15 protein-coding genes and 1 tRNA gene are annotated in these 17148 nt (G+C 62.0%); 9 read left to right on the forward strand and 7 right to left on the reverse strand.

The window, feature by feature from the left end; genetic code table 11:
• Positions 1–4: 4 nt before the first annotated feature.
• The gene (locus ABRP84_RS02370) at positions 5–586 is read right to left on the reverse strand and encodes a hypothetical protein (RefSeq protein WP_349852578.1); all 582 of its coding nucleotides are present in this window, start codon (positions 584–586) and stop codon (positions 5–7) included.
• Between the two features lies 1 nt (position 587).
• The gene (gene selD / locus ABRP84_RS02375) at positions 588–1577 is read right to left on the reverse strand and encodes a selenide, water dikinase SelD (RefSeq protein WP_349852579.1); all 990 of its coding nucleotides are present in this window, start codon (positions 1575–1577) and stop codon (positions 588–590) included.
• A gap of 76 nt (positions 1578–1653) precedes the next feature.
• On the opposite strand from selD, the gene ABRP84_RS02380 reads away from it, so the two are divergent.
• From ABRP84_RS02380 to selB, 3 genes are all read left to right on the forward strand, one after another.
• Positions 1654–1748: transfer RNA gene (locus ABRP84_RS02380), tRNA-Sec, on the forward strand.
• Positions 1749–1771: 23 nt separating this feature from the next.
• On the forward strand, positions 1772–3100 hold the full coding sequence (gene selA / locus ABRP84_RS02385; RefSeq protein WP_023026223.1) for an L-seryl-tRNA(Sec) selenium transferase: 1329 nt from the start codon (positions 1772–1774) through the stop codon (positions 3098–3100).
• The gene (gene selB, locus ABRP84_RS02390; RefSeq protein ID WP_349852580.1) at positions 3101–4885 is read left to right on the forward strand and encodes a selenocysteine-specific translation elongation factor; all 1785 of its coding nucleotides are present in this window, start codon (positions 3101–3103) and stop codon (positions 4883–4885) included.
• Positions 4886–4900: 15 nt separating this feature from the next.
• Here the strand turns inward: selB and ABRP84_RS02395 are convergent, their stop codons facing one another.
• Entirely contained in the window at positions 4901–6106 is a 1206-nt protein-coding gene (locus ABRP84_RS02395; protein ID WP_349852581.1) for a hypothetical protein, read from the reverse strand.
• Between the two features lie 214 nt (positions 6107–6320).
• Here ABRP84_RS02395 and ABRP84_RS02400 point away from each other — a divergent pair, with 214 nt between their 5' ends.
• Both ABRP84_RS02400 and zupT read left to right on the forward strand, forming a co-directional pair.
• Complete coding sequence (locus ABRP84_RS02400; protein ID WP_023026229.1) at positions 6321–8267, forward strand: BCCT family transporter; 1947 nt, start codon at positions 6321–6323, stop codon at positions 8265–8267.
• A gap of 35 nt (positions 8268–8302) precedes the next feature.
• Positions 8303–9100 (forward strand): zinc transporter ZupT, encoded by a 798-nt coding sequence (zupT, locus tag ABRP84_RS02405; protein ID WP_023026231.1) that lies wholly within the window; start codon positions 8303–8305, stop codon positions 9098–9100.
• Position 9101: 1 nt separating this feature from the next.
• Here zupT and ABRP84_RS02410 read toward each other — a convergent pair whose 3' ends face one another.
• From ABRP84_RS02410 to ABRP84_RS02420, 3 genes are read right to left on the reverse strand one after another with little or no spacing between them, the layout of a single operon-like run.
• Positions 9102–10043 carry a DUF808 domain-containing protein gene (locus ABRP84_RS02410; protein WP_023026233.1) on the reverse strand — a complete coding sequence of 314 codons (942 nt, stop codon included), beginning with the start codon at positions 10041–10043 and terminating at the stop codon, positions 9102–9104.
• A 3-nt stretch (positions 10044–10046) separates the two neighbouring features.
• Positions 10047–10583, reverse strand: a complete 537-nt coding sequence (locus ABRP84_RS02415; RefSeq protein ID WP_023026235.1) for a ribonuclease FAU-1 family protein — start codon at positions 10581–10583, stop codon at positions 10047–10049.
• Positions 10583–11311 (reverse strand): Rv1157c family protein, encoded by a 729-nt coding sequence (locus ABRP84_RS02420; protein WP_023026237.1) that lies wholly within the window; start codon positions 11309–11311, stop codon positions 10583–10585. Before ABRP84_RS02420 ends, ABRP84_RS02415 begins: the two co-directional genes overlap by 1 nt.
• A gap of 269 nt (positions 11312–11580) precedes the next feature.
• On the opposite strand from ABRP84_RS02420, the gene typA reads away from it, so the two are divergent.
• Positions 11581–13491 (forward strand): translational GTPase TypA, encoded by a 1911-nt coding sequence (typA, locus tag ABRP84_RS02425; RefSeq protein WP_349852582.1) that lies wholly within the window; start codon positions 11581–11583, stop codon positions 13489–13491.
• A gap of 9 nt (positions 13492–13500) precedes the next feature.
• Here typA and ABRP84_RS02430 read toward each other — a convergent pair whose 3' ends face one another.
• Complete coding sequence (locus ABRP84_RS02430; RefSeq protein WP_349852583.1) at positions 13501–14157, reverse strand: GOLPH3/VPS74 family protein; 657 nt, start codon at positions 14155–14157, stop codon at positions 13501–13503.
• Between the two features lie 90 nt (positions 14158–14247).
• Between ABRP84_RS02430 and ABRP84_RS02435 the strand changes: the two genes are divergently transcribed.
• The 3 genes from ABRP84_RS02435 to ABRP84_RS02445 are packed head-to-tail and all read left to right on the forward strand — an operon-like array spanning position 14248 to position 17103.
• The gene (locus ABRP84_RS02435; RefSeq protein ID WP_349852584.1) at positions 14248–15867 is read left to right on the forward strand and encodes an ABC transporter family substrate-binding protein; all 1620 of its coding nucleotides are present in this window, start codon (positions 14248–14250) and stop codon (positions 15865–15867) included.
• Positions 15857–16726 carry a PIG-L family deacetylase gene (locus ABRP84_RS02440; protein WP_349852585.1) on the forward strand — a complete coding sequence of 290 codons (870 nt, stop codon included), beginning with the start codon at positions 15857–15859 and terminating at the stop codon, positions 16724–16726. The genes ABRP84_RS02435 and ABRP84_RS02440 overlap by 11 nt, the downstream gene beginning before the upstream one ends.
• A complete protein-coding gene (locus ABRP84_RS02445) occupies positions 16726–17103 on the forward strand; it encodes a hypothetical protein (RefSeq protein ID WP_349852586.1) in 378 nt (125 codons plus the stop codon). The genes ABRP84_RS02440 and ABRP84_RS02445 overlap by 1 nt, the downstream gene beginning before the upstream one ends.
• Positions 17104–17148 lie beyond the last annotated feature (45 nt).

Raw genomic sequence — 17148 nt, forward strand, 5'->3', positions numbered from 1 at the left:
AGGCTTAGTCGAGGTTGGCAAAGGAATCGGCGAGTTCTTCGCCGATCTCCTGCATGCGCGATTTCTCGGCCTCCAGGGACTCGGAATCGCGGTGGAGGTAATAGTTCACTGCCGCGTCATGCACCGTGGTCACGCAGGTGGTCGAGATGGCATCCTCGACTTCCCAGGCCGAGCAGTAAAAATGCCGGTCCGCGGCGGTGAAATCGAATGGCTTGTACTCATTTCCCGCGCGGCCTTGGGCGGCATTTTGCTTATCGATGTCCTCATTGACCAGCTCCAAGTAGCGCTCCGCCGCCGCATCTGGGTCATCGGGGCACACGGCCTCATTATCGGACTCGTATTTCGTGCCCAGCACGCTAACCTTCTCCGGCGAATCGCCGCCGTAGAGCACGGAGAAGGAGTCATCCTCATCGCTGGTGGAATCGGGATCCTGGTTAGCGCCTATGAGGGTGTCTGGCAGGGACGTGCGCAGTTCCGATAATTCGATAGGCGAGCAGCTGCGGTTGGTGGTCTCGTCGGCGCAGGCGACAAGGCCCGCGCCGAGGGCGAGGGTGGCAAGGGGCAGGCTAAAAATACGGTGTTTCATCTTAGGAAATGGTGATGTAGGCATCGTTAGAAAGCGGCTTAGTGCGACCGATGACCGGGTAGCCCGGGACCTCGCCGATGATGAGGAGGCCGCCGGAGGTTTGGGCATCGGCAAGCAGCACTAGCTCTTCCTCCGAGAGGGAGGAGGGCTGCAGGTGTGGACGCACCCAATCCAGGTTGCGGCGCGAGCCGCCCGGGATGAAGCCCTCCGCGAGGGCGTCGGTGGCACCGTCTACGGTGGGCACGGCGGAAAAGTCCAGCTCGGCCGACACCCCGGAGGCGCGGCACATCTTGTACAGGTGGCCGAGTAGCCCGAAGCCGGTGATATCGGTGGCCGCGCGCGCACCGGCGGCGACTGCATCCTGGGCGGCCTGGCGGTTGAGCGCGGTCATGGAATCGATGGCGGCCAGGGATACCTCGCCGGTGGCCTTGTGCTTATTATTCAAAATGCCCACGCCGATGGGCTTGGTCAGCGTAATGGGCAACCCGGCCTCAGCGGCATCGTTGCGCATGAGCTTATCGGGATCGACGATGCCCGTCGCCGCCATGCCGTACAAGGGCTCCGGGGCGGTAATGGAGTGGCCGCCGGTAATGGAAATGCCCGCCTCGGTGGCCTTATCCATGCCGCCGTGCAGCACCTCGCGCAGGACGCCTAGGCCGAGCTTCTCATTGGGCCAGCCCACGAGGTTGATGGCGGTAATGGGGGTGCCACCCATGGCGTAGACATCAGATAGCGCATTGGCTGCGGCGATCTGGCCCCAGGTATAGGGGTCATTGACCATGGGGGTGAAAAAGTCCGCGGTAGAAATCACGGCGACGCCGTTGTCGATCTTGACCGCTGCGGCATCATCGCCATCGTCGAGGCCGACCAAGACATTAGGATCGGCCTTGCCGATGAGCCCTTCTACCGCCGATTCCAATTCCCCGGCGGGAATCTTGCAGGCGCAGCCGCCACCGGCGGCGAAAGAGGTTAGATTAATCTGCTCCGTCATGGTGGTCATTTTACCCGCCGGAAAGTGGTGGGGCGGCGGCGGTGGGCCGCGCGCGGGATCTGTAAAGTAGCCAGGCGGAGGCGTACGTGTCCTGGTGGGCGCCCCGGTCTTCAAAACCGGTGAGGCCGAGCATCTCGGTCTGGCAGGTTCGATTCCTGTCCGTCTCCGCCAAAAGCGTGCAAGGAGGAAAACGAGTGCCGAGCCATAACGCTGGTCGCCCCGCGAATAATGCCCGTGATCCCCGCCGGAATTTACCCCGCATGGATGAGCTCTTGCGGCTCCCCGTGGTAGAAAGCGCGCGGCAGACACTCGCCGAACACGCCATCCGCGCCACGATTCAAGGCGTGCTCTCCGCCGCCCGCCGCGGGGAGGTGCCCGTTGCCGGCGTGGAGGAAGAAATAGTGCAAAGGCTGGCAGACCACAGCACCCATTCCTTGCAGCCGGTCATCAACGCCACCGGCGTGATTATCCATACGAACTTGGGCCGCGCCCCGCTGCCCGCAGCCGCGATCGACGCGTTGCAGGACGCGGCCGGATATACCGACGTGGAAATGGACCTAGACACCGGGCGGCGCTCGTCCCGGCGCGGTGCCGGTGCCACCCAGGCGCTTTTGGCGGCCTGCCCCGGCGCGGAGGACGCGCTGGTGGTCAATAACGGTGCGGCGGCCTTATTGCTGGCCACGGCCGCGCTGGCCCCGGACAAAGAGGTCATCATCTCGCGTGGCGAGCTGATAGAAATCGGCGCGGGGTTCCGCCTGCCGGAGCTTATTGAATCCACCGCGACGCGCCTGCGCGAGGTGGGTGCGACCAACCGGACGCACCTGCACGATTATGAAGGCGCGCTGGGGGAGGAGACCGGTGCGATTTTGAAGGTGCACCCGTCCAATTTTCGGATAGAGGGGTTTAGCTCGTCGGTGGGTGTGGGCGAGCTGGCGCAGCTGGCGAAGAAGCAGGGTACACACCTCATCGTGGATCTCGGCTCGGGCTTGCTCACCCACGATCCGGTGCTGCCAGACGAGCCCGATATTCACGCGCAGCTGAAGGCCGGGGCGGATATCGTCATCGCTTCTGGCGATAAGCTTTTGGGTGGGCCGCAGGCCGGGATCCTGTTGGGCACTAAGGACGCGATTGCGGCGGTGAAAAAGCACCCGTTGGCGCGGTCGGTGCGCATTGATAAGCTGCGGCTTAATGCCCTGGAGGCGGCTATCACGACGCCCGCCAATGCGGTGCAGCAGGCCCTCCACCTTGACCCGGCGCGCCACCGCGCGCGCACCGAGGCCATCGCCGCGGCGGTGGGTGGCGAGGTTGTTGACCACGCTGGTCGCGTGGGCGGGGGAGGAGCCCCCGAGTACCCGTTGCCCGGCGTCGCGGTATCCCTGCCGGAGGAACTTGCGCCAAAGCTGCGACGGCACACCCCGCCGGTGGTGGCGCGCCAGCACCAAGGCCGCTGTCTCATTGACGTGCGCTGCGTGCCTGAAGCTCAGGACGAGGTGCTCATCGCGGCTATCCGGGCGGTGATGTAGGTGTACGTCATCGCGACCGCCGGCCACGTCGATCACGGCAAGTCCAGCCTGGTGCGCGCCTTAACGGACATGGATCCGGATAGGTGGGCCGAGGAAAAGCGCCGCGGGCTGACCATTGACTTAGGCTTTGTGTGGACGTCGCTGCCTTCCGGTGCGGACGTGGCCTTTGTCGATGTCCCCGGCCACGAAAAGTTCTTTGGCAATATGCTCGCCGGGGTGGGGCCTGCCTCCGTGGTGCTCTTCGTGGTTGCCGCGGACGAAGGCTGGCAGGCCCAATCCACCGACCACCGCGACGCGCTGCACGCGCTGGGCATCGAGCACGGCATTATCGCCCTGACCCGCAGCGACCGCGCCGATGAAAAGCGCCGCGCGGAGGTCACCGCCCAGGTGCGCACGCAGTTTTCTGCCACGCCGCTTGCCGATGCCCCCATTATCCCCGTCTCCTCCCACACCGGCGAGGGCCTGGCGGATCTTGGCGGGGCGCTCGATGACTTGGTGGCCCGCGTGCCCGCACCCGACACAGACGCCCCGGTGCGCCTGTGGATCGACCGCGCCTTTAGCGTCAAGGGCGCGGGAACCGTGGTGACCGGGACGCTGAGTGCTGGCACGCTGCGCACCGGCGATGCCCTGGTGCTCTCCACCGCGGCAGGGGACAAGCGCGTGGAGATCCGCGGCCTGCATAGCGAAAATACCGAGCAGGAATCCTTGGGCCCCGTAACACGTGCCGCGGTCAACCTGCGCGGGGTCGATGCCACCGATATACACCGCGGTGACCTGCTGCTGAGCCCCGATGCGTGGCGCGGCGTCGATACCGTGGACGTCCACCGCACTTTTGGCACCGCGCTTGATGAACTGCCCGATAACCTCGTGGTCCACTGCGGTACCGCCGGGATAGAAGCGCACCTGCGGCCGCTGTCAGCGGGCTTTGCCCGCCTGCGCCTATCGCGCGCTTTGCCGCTGGTCATCCTGGACCGCCTAGTGATCCGCAGCCCCGGCGGCCGCCATGTCAGCGCCGGCGTAGAGGTCATCGACGTGCGCCCGCCGGAGCTCGACCGCCGCGGTGCCGCCCGCAAGCGGGCTAACGCACTGGCTGAGCTAAGCTCCTTTCGCAATCCTTTCTCCTACCTGAAGCGCGTGGGCTATGCCCGGCGCGCGGACCTGGCACTCGATGGTTATGACACCGACGCTACGCCGACGGGCATCATTAACTTCCACCAGTGGTGGATTGCCGCCAGCCAGGTAACGCGCTGGAAAGAAGCTCTGACTACCGCGCTGCAGGAACACGCTGCGGCTAATCCGCTCGCACCCGGCATGCCGCGCAAGGCGGCACTCGATGCCTTGGATCTCAAGGAAGAAGGGCTGCTGCGCCTAGCAGTAGCCGCCGCGCACGCGGAGGAATCCGAAGGGCTTATCCGCCTGCCCGGCCACAGCGTGGATCTCGGCGCCGCCGAGCCCGCCGTGACTGAGCTGGAGCGCAGGTTAAATAAAGATCCCTTCGCGGCACCAGAGGCGCACGAACTTAAAGAGCTGGGGCTGAGCGAAAAAGAACTGGCCGCCGCCGAGCGCGCCGGGCGCCTGCTACGCCTGAAAGACGGCATCATCCTCTTACCAGGCGCGCCGGGCAAAGCGCGGGAGCTCCTAGTAGAACTCGAGCAGCCCTTCACCCTGTCCGCCGCGCGGCAAGCGCTGGGGACCACCCGCCGGGTGGCCATCCCGCTGCTGGAATATCTCGATGCCCACGGCATTACCCGCCGCGGCGAGGGCGGCAAGCGCACCTTGCGCTAAGCAGAGGCGGCCGACTTATTTGCGATGGTTTCCGCCGCGCGGGCGGGACTGCTCGCGCGCCACGCGCCGGGCACGCACGCGGGCGGACTCGGAAGAAAAGCGGCCCGGTTCCTCCGCGACGGGAAGCGCGCGCCAGCTCAGGTTCTGTGCGCCCGGCATGGACGAGACCAAGTCGGCCAAGCCGCTGCTAGCAGGCGGTGCCGCCGCCTGGTCCTTCTCGTGGGCACGAGGCGTGGGTGGGGTAGTAGGCACTTCTTTTTCTGTGCCTTCTTTTCCGTTCTTGGCGCCGCTCTCCTGGGCAGCGTCGTTCTCCGGGGCAGCGCTGGGCGTCGCGGGCGAGGCTTCGGCAGAACCAGTGACCGCTGTGGCTGCGTCGGTGTTGGGGCTGACCGGGCGCCGGGAGCCGGTGGGAAGATCGCCGGCAATGTCGCTGGACTCCAGCGCGAACTCCCATTCCTCGGGCGGGGCTGGGGTGGCAGGACGGGAAGTGGTGGCATTAGGCAGCGCGGTGCGGCCGGACGGCACGCGCAGGGGCGGTACCGCAGGGGAGAATAATTCGGCTTCTGTGGCATCCGCTACCGGGATATCCACCGCGATCATCCCGCCGCCGCTATAGGCACGGGCGGCCACCGTGGCACCGGAAACTTGTGCCGCCGCATACGCGGCGCGCAGGCCCGGCAGCTGGCTCAACGTGCCGCACGGGCCGAGCACAGTATCGCCGCAGGAGGCCACGACGGCATCATCGATGACCTTGAGCGTGACAAAGAACTGCTGCGTTTCAAGATGAGATAGCTGCGAATCAGTCAGATCGCCAGCCGCAGTATCAACCACTGCACCGTGGCCACCGGCAAGAAGTGCTGATTCGGCCGGCTGGTCATTGACCGGCACCATCCACGGCCACAGCCCGAGGGAGACGGCAACCTCGAGTTCGCCGTCAACGATGCCGACCGTGGCCACCGTCTGCGGGGTGGCCTGAGAGGCCTTCAACCGGTGCAGGTCCGGGTATTCGGCTGCCTCAACTTCATCGAGAAAACCGATGAAGCCAAACTCAGAACGCACCCGCCAGCCGTTGGAGTAGGTATCGGGCTCTAAGGAGACATCGATAAGCGCGGGCTCACCACCCACACCAGGGATGCTGAGCGCCGTGCCGGCGATGACGTGATCCAAGATCACGACGTGTTCCACACCGAAGTAGCTGGTAGGAAGCGGATAAGCCATCATGGGTATAAACGTCACCTCGAAGGTTAAATGCTGGCATGAAGGGTGCTATTTATTTTACGCATGTGGGGGTAATGGCATCCTCATCCGGTAATTTTCGCGAGATTTGGTTAATGTATAGGCACCTCTCGGTTGTTGATTTTTGAATAAACGAATAGGAGCAGGTGCTATCTCTTCTACATCCACACCTCAGCCCGGAACCAACCCGGATGATGGGGTGAATAACACCGCAGAAAGCCGCAAGCGCGTGCGCGGAGCCAAGCGTATCCTCCGGGAAATTACGTACCCGCACAATATCCATCCGGCCCTCGTTCCAGGCGTATCTGTTGAAGATCAAAAGATTAAATATGGCGTGGATAAAACCATCCTGAGCGTCGTGGGTGGGCTCATCGTCGCCTTCGTGCTGTGGGGAGTCCTTGCTCCAGAGCAGGTGTTTGATTCTTCTTCCGCTGCCCTGGATTGGGTCATGCGTAACCTCGGATGGATCTTTACTGCGCTGGCAACATGCTTGATGTTTTTGCTGCTCATCTTGGCGTTTTCAAAGTACGGCAAGATTCCGCTCGGCGTCGATGGGGAAAAGCCAGAGTTCTCCACTCTTAGCTGGGCGGCCATGCTATTTGGCGCGGGCATCGGCATCGGCATCATTTTCTTCGGACCTTTTGAGCCCCTGAGCTACTATCTTTCACCGCGGCCAGGCGCCTATGAAGCCGCAAGTGATGACGCTGTCATGGGTGCTATGGCCCAAGCCGCCATGCACTGGGGGATTAATGCTTGGGCTATCTACGCCATCGTCGGGCTCTGCGTAGCGTACGTCTCCTTCCGCCGTGGTCGTGTACCGCTGATGAGCTCCATCTTAATGCCGCTTTTTGGCAATCGATCTACGGATTCCGCACCGGCGCGAATCATTGATGGCTTAGCGATTATCGCAACGCTCTTTGGCACTGCAGCCACTCTGGGTATCGGCGCCCTGCAAATTGGCCGCGGAGTGGAGATCGTCAGCGGATGGTCCACCGCCGGAAATACCGCGGCGCTCATTATCATCGTTGTGCTTTCTATCGGCACCATCTTTTCCGCCGTATCCGGTGTGGCGAAGGGAATTCGGTGGCTTTCCAATATCAATCTGGTATTGGCATTGGCACTCGCCCTCTTTTTCTTTGTCATCGGCCCCACAGCCTTCCTAGCGAATATGCTGCCCGCCGTCATCGTCGAATACCTCGGTGAAATGCCCAATATGCTCTCCGCGAACATGGGCCAGAGCGAAGACATGGTGTCCTTTTTGTCGTCTTGGACTACTTTTTACTGGGCATGGTGGGTGTCATGGTCACCATTCGTTGGCGTATTCGTGGCCAAAATTTCCCGCGGGCGCACCATCCGGCAATTTGTTCTCGGCGTGTTATTAATTCCATCTGCCATCATTGTCTGTGCCTTCACCATCTTGGGCGGTACCACCATTTGGCTGCAGCGCCGCGATGGCGATATTGCCCCAGACGGCACTATCGATTCCATGCCTGCAGCAGAAGATATGTTCTTTACCGTTTTGGATCACTTTCCCGGATCAGAATGGATGGCTCCGATTGTCATCCTCATGCTCGTGGTATTTTTCATCACCACGGCCGACTCTGCGTCCATCGTCAATTCCCAACTGACACAGCGCGGCAATCCCCAGCCGAAGCCTCTGGTAACGATTTTCTGGGTTATTTGCATGGCCGGCATTGCCGTTGTGATCCTATTAGCTGGCGGCAAAAATGCGCTGCAAGGCTTGCAAAACTTGATCACCGTCACGGCCCTGCCGTTCGCCGTCATTATCGTGCTCATGTGCATTGCCCTCGTACGGGAATTGCGACATGATCCTGCAGCGATCCGCGATTATTATGCGGAAGAAGCTGTCTCTAATGCCGTTATCCACGGTGTGCGCGAATACGGTGACAACTTTGCCCTTACTGTCGAACCCACCGATGATGATTCTGATTATGCTACCGGTGGCAAGTTTAACTCCACTGCCGCGGAGGTCACCGAGTGGTACGCGCGCACCGATGAGGAAGGCCATGCCATCGGATATGACTACGAAGCCGGCCGCTACGTGGATGATGATCCTTCGGTGGCCGATGGTGAGTTCGTATCTGGCTCCGCCGAAGACGATACGCAGACCCCGCCAGCTCATTAAGGCTTGATAATTATTGTCAGGTACAGTCACAGACTATGACCTTGTCCACGTTCGCCTTCGCCTTCGGCCTGGTCCTGCTGTCAGGCCTGTCCACCTCCATCGGCGGAGCGCTGGCTGTGGGAAAGCGCCAGCCAGGGCCCGCATTTATGGCTGCGGCCCTGGGCCTTTCGGCGGGTGTGATGCTTTATGTCTCCTTCATGGAAATCCTGCCGGAGGGCACAGAGCAGCTTAGCGATGCCCTCGGAAGCGAGAAATCCGGTACCTGGGCCGCGGTAGGCGCCTTCTTCGCCGGTATTGCGGTCATCGCGATTATTGACCGAATGGTGCCAGAAGAAATCAACCCGCACGAACCGGGCACGACCGAAGAAGATGCCCGGCGCGGCAGGTTGATGAAGACGGGCGTATTTACTGCGGTAGCGCTGGGCCTGCACAATTTTCCGGAGGGCTTTGCCACCTTCTTATCAGGCCTGGAGTCTAAGGAGATTGCGGTGCCGGTGGCCGTGGCGATTGCCATCCACAATATCCCGGAAGGCATCGCCGTCGCGGTGCCACTGCGGGAGGCGACCGGATCGCGCAAGAAGGGCTTCTGGTGGGCCACTCTTTCAGGGCTGGCTGAACCGCTCGGCGCGCTCATCGGATTTGGCCTGCTCATGCCGGTATTGGGGCCGGCCACCATGGGCATTAGCTTTGCCGCCGTGGCAGGAATCATGGTGTTTATTTCCCTCGATGAGCTGCTTCCCACCGCGGAAGAAACCGGCGAGCACCACTACGCCATCTACGGCCTTATCGCCGGCATGGCCATTATGGCAGTATCGCTCATGCTGTTTATGTAATTTAGTGTTGCGCTTCTGAGGTGGCAGACGGCGAGCCGGTTGAGGCTTTGACGGCCATGACGATGCTGGCGATGACGAGGCCGAGGATGAGCCCGCACACCATGGACAGGCCGGTTTCGGCCAGCCAGCTCAGCGCGCCATTGTGGATGTGTTCAGTGGCGGCCTCGATAAACCCATGTGGCTGGTCTACTCCGAATTCATGCAGGCCTGTGGTGACGATATGCCCGCCTACCCACAGCATGGCGGCGGTGCCGATGATGCCGATGATATCCAGCACGATGGGCATGCCCTTGACCAAGGCATTGCCTAGCAGGGAATTGCCATCGCGGCGCCGGGTTAAGGCCAGGCCGATGTCATCCATCTTGACCAGCAATCCCACGGCGCCGTAGACGCCCAAGGTCAAGATGACGCCGACGGCGATGAGCGCGCCAAGGCGCAGCCAGAAGGGCTGATCGATGACCTCATTTAAGGAAATCACCATGATCTCAGCAGACAGGATGAGATCGGTGGTGATGGCGGATTTCACCAGGCTATCTTCGGCCTCGGGGCCCTTGTGCTGGACGGTATCGGTGGCATCGCTTGGGCTGGAGTGGAAGAAAGAGAGGATCTTTTCCGCGCCTTCGAAGCACAAATAGGTACCGCCACACATCAAGATGGGCGTGAGCGCCCACGGCGCGATCCAAGACAGGATCATCGCAATCGGCAGGATGATGACGAGCTTGTTGATAAGCGAGCCCTTGGTGATGCGCCAGATCATCGGCAGCTCGCGCTGCGGTTTGATGCCCTCGACGTATTGCGGGGTTACTGCGGCATCATCGACGACGACGCCGAGGGCCTTCATGGATGTCTTGCCGCCTAAGGCGGCCACATCGTCGACGCTGGAGGCGGCGGCGCGGGCAATTAAGGCGACATCGTCAAGCAGGGCAAAAAGGCCACCGGCCATGGCTTATCCTTCGGGGGCTAAAGTTATGTTGTCTGACCAAGACAAGTCTATGCCGTGGTGGGCAAGCCAGGCCATCGCATCGTCGCCGTGGCGGGTAATTCCCTCGACCGCGTTCAGGGTGGTGTCGATGGCGAGCTCGGCGTCCTCGGCGGAAATGAGGCCGGCAGACGTCGCCGCGGAGAGCTCGTCGATGTCGAGGACGGTGATGGGCTCGCCGGTGGTGGTCACCAGATCAACGTAGAGATCGCGGGTGGTCCATTCGTTGCCCTGGCGCTGGATTTCTGCGACGTCGATATAAAAGTCCTGCTCTACCTCAATGCCGGTGCGGAAGTGAAAAATATTTGCGCGCAGGTTGAGGCTTGGCAGCAGCCAGGATTCGAGGTAGCCAAAACGCGGGTGATCGGCGCCGCGCGCCATGTACAGGCCGAACTCGGTTTCAGTGTAGGTATCGACTTGGCGCAGGTAGCCCTTGGGATCGGTATTGGTGAAGTCCGCAGTATTAAAAGTCTCCCGCTTGACTGGGTGGAGATCAACGGCCATTACTTCACCTCTAGGAAGGCGGCGGTGGGGGCGAAATCGCATCGCGCCTCGGTGGTATTAACGGAACCGGAGAGCAGCGCAACGACCAGGCCCTTGCCGGTGTGGGCCGTGCCAGACAGCGTCGTGGGCCCATCCTGGTTGATGCCGTTATTGTGCAGCGGGGTAATGCCGCTTTGCAGGGTATTGATATTAAACCACTGCACGTTCATTCCTCCTTGGTCTGGTGCTGCCGGTGGGGTGCCCAAGGCGGTAAAGAGGAAGGCGGTCTCGCCCTCGCCGGCGCCGGGGGCGGGAATTTCCGTAGGGCCAGGTACCGCGATGGCAGAGCCGGTGGCGGCGTTGGTGCCGCCGATGCAGTGCGCGGAGACGGTAGGCCAATAAAATTGCCGGAAGTGCGGGTTATCGCCCTGCGGCATCGGAACGCCGCCATCTCCATCGCCGGTGCCAGCAAAGAAGTCCAAGGCAGACAAGATCGCATTGCGGGCGTCTTCAGGGATCCACGGCTGCGCGGCAAAGGCGCGCACGCGGTCCTGGGTCTCCGGGGTGGGGCGGCCGAGCTCATCTAAGGGGCTGGCGGGCATGTGCTGCTGTGCCAGTGAGGAGAGGTCCGGGGCGAAGGCCTGCGCGGGCGCAACCAGGGGAGAGGCAAGGCCAATAAGCGCGGCGGTGGCAGCGGCGATGTAGCCGGTGCGCCCGCTTAGGCGCCAAGAAGTGTGGGCGTGGCTCACGGTATCAGGTCCTTATTGTCTCGCAGGGAAAGAAGTATAACCTCATCGGTCACAGCAGTAACAGTAATAACTCTAGTAACGATAGTGATCCGCTGGGAAGTGTCAAGTACTAGGTCGTTTCAGGCACGCGAGACGTTACGGGGTGGCATAGGTCGCGTCCTGGCTCCCCAATGCTGCACTATGCCCTGTTAGGGGGTATCGTAGGACGTCGTTCAAGAACATTTCTCGCGCACCAGCGCTTGTAGATCCTCCGAAGGAGAACCCAACTAGTGAGTAATACCGAGTTCCGTAATGTTGCCATTGTCGCGCACGTTGACCATGGCAAGACCACGTTGGTCAACGGCATGCTGGAACAGTCCGGCGCCTTTGGCGAACACGGTGAGCACACGGACCGCGTCATGGACTCCAACGATCAGGAGCGCGAGCGCGGCATTACCATTTTGGCCAAGAACACAGCCATCCGCCGCCAGGGTCTGGGCAAAGACGGCGCAGACCTCATCATTAACGTCATCGACACCCCGGGCCACGCCGACTTCGGCGGCGAGGTCGAGCGCGGCATTTCCATGGTGGACGGCGTCGTGCTGCTTGTCGATGCCTCTGAGGGTCCCCTCCCACAGACCCGCTTCGTCCTGACCAAGGCGCTAGAGGCCAAGCTGCCGGTTATCGTCTGCGTGAACAAGACCGACCGCCCCGATGCCCGCATCGACGAGGTCGTTACCGAGTCCCAGGACCTGCTGCTGGAAATCGCCGCTGGCCTCGAGGATGAGGAAGCCGCAGCCGCCGCTGAAGAGCTGCTCGATCTCCCCGTTCTGTATGCCTCCGGTCGCGCCGGCGTTGCCTCCACCGAGAACCCGGGCGATGGCAACGTCCCCGATAGCAAGGACCTGCAGGCGCTTTTCGATGTCATCTACAACGTCTTGCCCGAGCCTTCCGCTACCGTCGATGCCCCGCTGCAAGCGCACGTGACCAACCTTGACGCCTCCGACTTCCTTGGCCGTATCGCGCTGCTGCGCATCTACGCCGGCCGCATCAAGAAGGGTCAGCAAGTGGCCTGGATTCACTACGACGATGAGGGCAACCAGCACACCAAGACCGTCAAGGTCGCTGAGCTGCTGCGCACCGTCGGCTTCGAGCGTCAGCCTGCCGAAGAGGCCATCGCCGGTGACATCGTCGCCATCTCTGGTATTTCCGATGTCATGATTGGTGATACCATCGCCGATCCAGAAAACCCCGAGGCCCTGCCGCGCATCACCGTTGACGAGCCAGCCATCTCCATGACCATCGGTGTGAACACCTCGCCGATGGCAGGCCGCGGCGGCGGCACCAAGCTGACCGCCCGCATGGTCAAGGCCCGCTTGGAGCAGGAGCTTATCGGTAACGTCTCCCTGCGCGTGCTGCCCACCGAGCGCCCCGATACCTGGGAGGTTCAGGGCCGCGGCGAGATGGCTCTCTCCGTGCTCATCGAGTCCATGCGCCGCGAGGGCTTCGAGCTGACCATCGGTAAGCCGCAGGTTGTGACCCAGCAGATCGATGGAAAGACCTACGAGCCTTATGAGATCCTCACCATCGACTCCCCGTCGGAGCACCAGGGTGCCATCACCCAGCTGCTGGCCTCCCGCAAGGGTCAGATGCAGTCCATGGACGTGCGCGAAGGCGACTGGGTACGCATGATCTTCCGCGTTCCCGCCCGTGGCCTCATCGGTTTCCGCACCCAGTTCATGACCGAAACCCGCGGTGCCGGCATCGCCAACTCCATCTCCGATGGCCTCGATCTGTGGGCCGGCGAGATCAAGTCCCGCGCCACTGGCTCCCTCGTGGCTGACCGCACCGGCCAGATCACCCAGTACGCACTGATGCAGCTGGCTGACCGCGGCAACTTCTTCGTCGAGCCAGGCGCCGAGGCCTACGAAGGCATGGTGGTCGGTGCCAATAACCGCGATGAGGATATTGACATCAACATCACCAAGGAAAAGAAGCTGACCAATATGCGCTCTGCCACCGCAGACGCCACGGTCACTCTGGCCAAGGCCCACACGCTCTCGCTGGAAGAGGCGCTGGAATTCTGTGGCAACGACGAGTGCGTCGAGGTCGCCCCAGACGTGCTGCGCGTGCGCAAGCTGGAGCTTTCCGCCACCGACCGCAAGCGCGCCGCTTCCCGCGCTAAGCAGATGAAGAAGTAATCTGCCGTCCTAAGTAGTGCCTGCGGTTGATACCGCAGCCGCCGCGATAATCGCCGTCGTCTCCTGCAGTATGGTTTTTACCGCAGAGGCGGCGGCATCGTCGTATTCCACCTGCTGCTTTAATTCTTTAATGCGGTTGCGCATCTCCCGGCGTTTCATCTTGGGCGCGTCCTCCTTGAGCAAGGGATAGGCGCCCCTAATTTCGCGGAGGATATCCAAGATGATGACGTCCTTGGCGCTAGGGGCTTCGGTGCCGTCAAGCACCGCAGCGAGCCTCTCGCGCACGCCATCTTCTAGCGCCGTATCCGTCATGATGTAACGATCGCCGCCGAGCTGCCACCACGCGGCATCCTCAATCTCCAATTGGCCGTGGTCCCTAAAATCCTGGGCAATCTTCTCGCGCGGGGAGAACCGCCTCGCCTGCAGTAGCGTCTTGACCGAGCTGGTCCGGCGCTCGTGCAGGCCATCCCACGCCCAAGCAAGCACTGGGTGCTCTGGCTTTTTATCCGTGGCGTGCACCTTATTCTTTGCACTTATGCCAACCGCGTCATGCATGAGTAAATCGCTAAAAAGGCCGGCGCTCAAGGCGGTCTCGTTATTGGTCACTGCCTCCTTTTTACCGTTGTCCTTGGTAAGCAGGAGGAACATTTCTTGGCAGATAAGCATGGTGGCGGCGATCCCTTCAACAGTGATTTTGCCCGAGTTTAGCGCGCAGAATCTTCGTGTGGCGGGAAGAAGGTACTAAAGTAGTCCGCGATGAAAAATAGTCTCAAGGCTCGTGCACTGGCTGCCACTGCCGCCATCGGCCTCGCGTTTGTCAGCGGGTGCTCGGCCAATCCTGGCCCACCGCCGGTGGTAGAAGACTCGGACGAACAGGAATCTACCGCCCAGGAAACGGAATCCTCCACGGCCACGACGGATAACGAGCCGCCGCGCGCGGAGGAAGATGAGTCGCGGCCTACCATTTCCATCGGCGTCGATCCGCTGCGCGCCGGCCTCAACCCACACCTGGTGGCCAATAACTCTGAGCTCGTGGATCAAATCGCCGAGCTGGTTTTGCCGTCAACGTTCCACTGGGGGCGCATGGATACAGACGTCCTGGAATCTGCCGCGGAGGTCACCGCGCCGGAGGGCGTGGCCCAGCGGGTACGCTACGTCATCGCCTCTCCGGCACAGTGGTCCGATGGCACCCCGATTTCCGGGGCGGATTTCAGCTACTTGTGGAAGAAGATGACCACGACCGCAGGCGTCAAGGACCCGGCGGGCTACCGCGCCATTTCCGCGGTGACCACATCCGATGGCGGGCGCGTGGTCACGGTGGATTTTGCAGAGCGCGTTAAAGATTGGAAGCAGCTATTCAACCAGCTCCTTCCCTCACACCTGCTGCAAAATTCCGATTTTGACTCGGTGCTGGCCAATGACATTCCCGCCTCCGCCGGCCGTTTCTCGGTCGATAGCGTGGACCGCAGCCGCGGGGTTATCACCCTCAACCGCAATGACCGCTTCTGGGGCGCCGACCCCGCCCACATCGACGTCGTCCAGCTGCGCGAGGTGCGCGATAGCACCCAGGCGCTGAATATGCTGCGCTCTGGCCAGATTGGCTTCGCGGACTTCACCCCGGATCAGACCTCGCAGGAAGCGCTTGGCCTGCTGGGGCACGTGAGCGATAAGACGGTCACTCGGCCGCGCCAGCTGCGCTTGCACATGTCCACCGAGCAGGGCGCCCTTGAGGATGCGGCCGCGCGGCGCGGGGTGGCCTCGCTTATCGATACCGAACAGGTTGCCCGGCTCGCCACCGGCCGCGCCTCCAACCTGAAGGCCGGGCATAATCCGGTCTCCGGGGAGGCGAACCTGACGGCCCTGCGCGAGCGCGCCAGCAAGAAGCCCATCCGCTTCGCCGTCGATCCGACCAGCCCCACGGCTTTGGCTGCGGCGAATACGCTTTACGATGTCCTCGAGGCTCACGGCATCCCCGCCGAGGTCACCACCGATAGGCTTACTACCATTACCTCTAAGCTGCTTCCTGAAGGCAAGGTGGATGCGGTCGTGACCTGGGAGGATATCACCTTAACCTCGCTGTCGGCCGCGAATATCTTCAACTGTGCCGAAGACGAACCGCTCGCTGGCGATCTCTCCGGGTTCTGCCCCGATAACGCCGCCGCAACGCGCATGGACATCCTTTCCGGAAAGATAAGCCCCTCAACCGCGCTGGGGCGAATCCGCGAGATCAACGCCCAGGACGTGTTATACGTCCCGCTCTTAGATGAAACGCGTGTGCACGCGCTGGGGGAGGGTATTGTAGGCCCCGGCCAAAGTATTGATGATTGGGATAAAGGTCTGGTCACCGCGCCGGTTTGGAGGATAGATGAGGACTAAGGACTTGGCGGGCTACCGCGTAGTTGCAGTGCACGCGCACCCCGATGATGAAACGCTTTTTACCGGCGGCACCCTCGCCACGCTCGCCGCGCGCGGGGCGCAGGTCACGGTCATCACCCTCACCCTTGGTGAGGACGGCGAGGTGATCGGCGCGCCTTATAAAGGGCTCGCCGAGCACCACCAGCTCGGTGGCTTCCGCGCCCGCGAATTGGCCTGCGCCCTCACTGCCTTAGGAGTAGAAGGCATCCAGCTGGGCGGATTCGGCCACTTCCACGATTCCGGCATGGCGGGATCGCCCTCCCACGACAACCCCCGCGCGTTGGTCAATCGCTTGGATGAGGCAGTAGATCTGCTCCGCACGGAATTAGAGGTTCTTCAGCCGCACGCCATCCTGACCTACGGACCAGATGGCGGCTACAACCACCCGGACCACGTGGCGGTGCATAGGGTGGTGGAGAAGGCGGCATCGGCAAGCACGCGCATCTGGTGGGCGATCTTTGACCGCGCCGCCAATTACGCAGGCCTGGACACGCTCGACGCGCCCGCGGGCTGGCGCAAGCCCGATGCCGCGTACCTGGATAATTTCACCACCGCCGGCGCGGATCTGGCCTTCGCGCTTGACGATGCCGCCCTGAACGCCAAACGCGCCGCCATGCGCGCCCACGCCACGCAAATCTGGCTGGCCGATGGCACCACCACCGCCACCAACCCCGAGGCCGCCGTCGCTGCCGTCCACGACCCAGCCGCGGTGCCCGGGGCCTACTGCCTGTCCAATACATTGCTCATGCCGTTGCTGCGCGCCGAATACTTCCAACTCGGCCGGGGCGAGCCCGCAACCGACCTCCTAGGGGAGCTGTAATGCGCACTGATTTTAGCCGCGGTGAGCAGGTCACCGGCCTTATCTGGCTCTCCCTCGGCGCCCTGCTATCGCTGTTCCTAGAGGTCATTTACCTCACCGCCCGGATTCCGCTGGCTGATGGCGCGAGCATCGCGTTTCCCATCACCATCCTCATCGCCGCCGCATTCAATGTGGTGCTAACCCGCACCGCGCGGCTGTGGAGTGATCGTACTTACATCGCGGCCATCCCCACCATCGTCTGGGGCCTGGGATTTTTCGCGTTTATGCTGCTGGTCCCGATTACCGGTGATGTCATCGTGGGCAATAATATTCTCAGCTTGCTCCTGCTTTTGGCCGGAATCGGCGGCGGCGTTTGGCCTTTCCTAAAGCAGAAGTGACATACTATATTTCATCCCCAAACCCATGAAATCAGGAAGATTCAA

The organism is Corynebacterium sp. KPL2861 (assembly GCF_040225475.1).
Taxonomy (GTDB): domain Bacteria; phylum Actinomycetota; class Actinomycetes; order Mycobacteriales; family Mycobacteriaceae; genus Corynebacterium.

Excerpts from the sequence above, each read along its gene's own strand:
- ABRP84_RS02370 (WP_349852578.1), bottom strand. The coding sequence starts at position 586 with ATGAAACACCGTATTTTTAGCCTGCCCCTTGCCACCCTCGCCCTCGGC.
- selD (WP_349852579.1), bottom strand. The coding sequence starts at position 1,577 with ATGACGGAGCAGATTAATCTAACCTCTTTCGCCGCCGGTGGCGGCTGC.
- ABRP84_RS02395 (WP_349852581.1), bottom strand. The coding sequence starts at position 6,106 with ATGATGGCTTATCCGCTTCCTACCAGCTACTTCGGTGTGGAACACGTC.
- zupT (WP_023026231.1), top strand. The coding sequence starts at position 8,303 with ATGACCTTGTCCACGTTCGCCTTCGCCTTCGGCCTGGTCCTGCTGTCA.
- ABRP84_RS02410 (WP_023026233.1), bottom strand. The coding sequence starts at position 10,043 with ATGGCCGGTGGCCTTTTTGCCCTGCTTGACGATGTCGCCTTAATTGCC.
- ABRP84_RS02415 (WP_023026235.1), bottom strand. The coding sequence starts at position 10,583 with ATGGCCGTTGATCTCCACCCAGTCAAGCGGGAGACTTTTAATACTGCG.
- ABRP84_RS02430 (WP_349852583.1), bottom strand. The coding sequence starts at position 14,157 with ATGCTTATCTGCCAAGAAATGTTCCTCCTGCTTACCAAGGACAACGGT.
- ABRP84_RS02435 (WP_349852584.1), top strand. The coding sequence starts at position 14,248 with ATGAAAAATAGTCTCAAGGCTCGTGCACTGGCTGCCACTGCCGCCATC.
- ABRP84_RS02440 (WP_349852585.1), top strand. The coding sequence starts at position 15,857 with ATGAGGACTAAGGACTTGGCGGGCTACCGCGTAGTTGCAGTGCACGCG.
- ABRP84_RS02445 (WP_349852586.1), top strand. The coding sequence starts at position 16,726 with ATGCGCACTGATTTTAGCCGCGGTGAGCAGGTCACCGGCCTTATCTGG.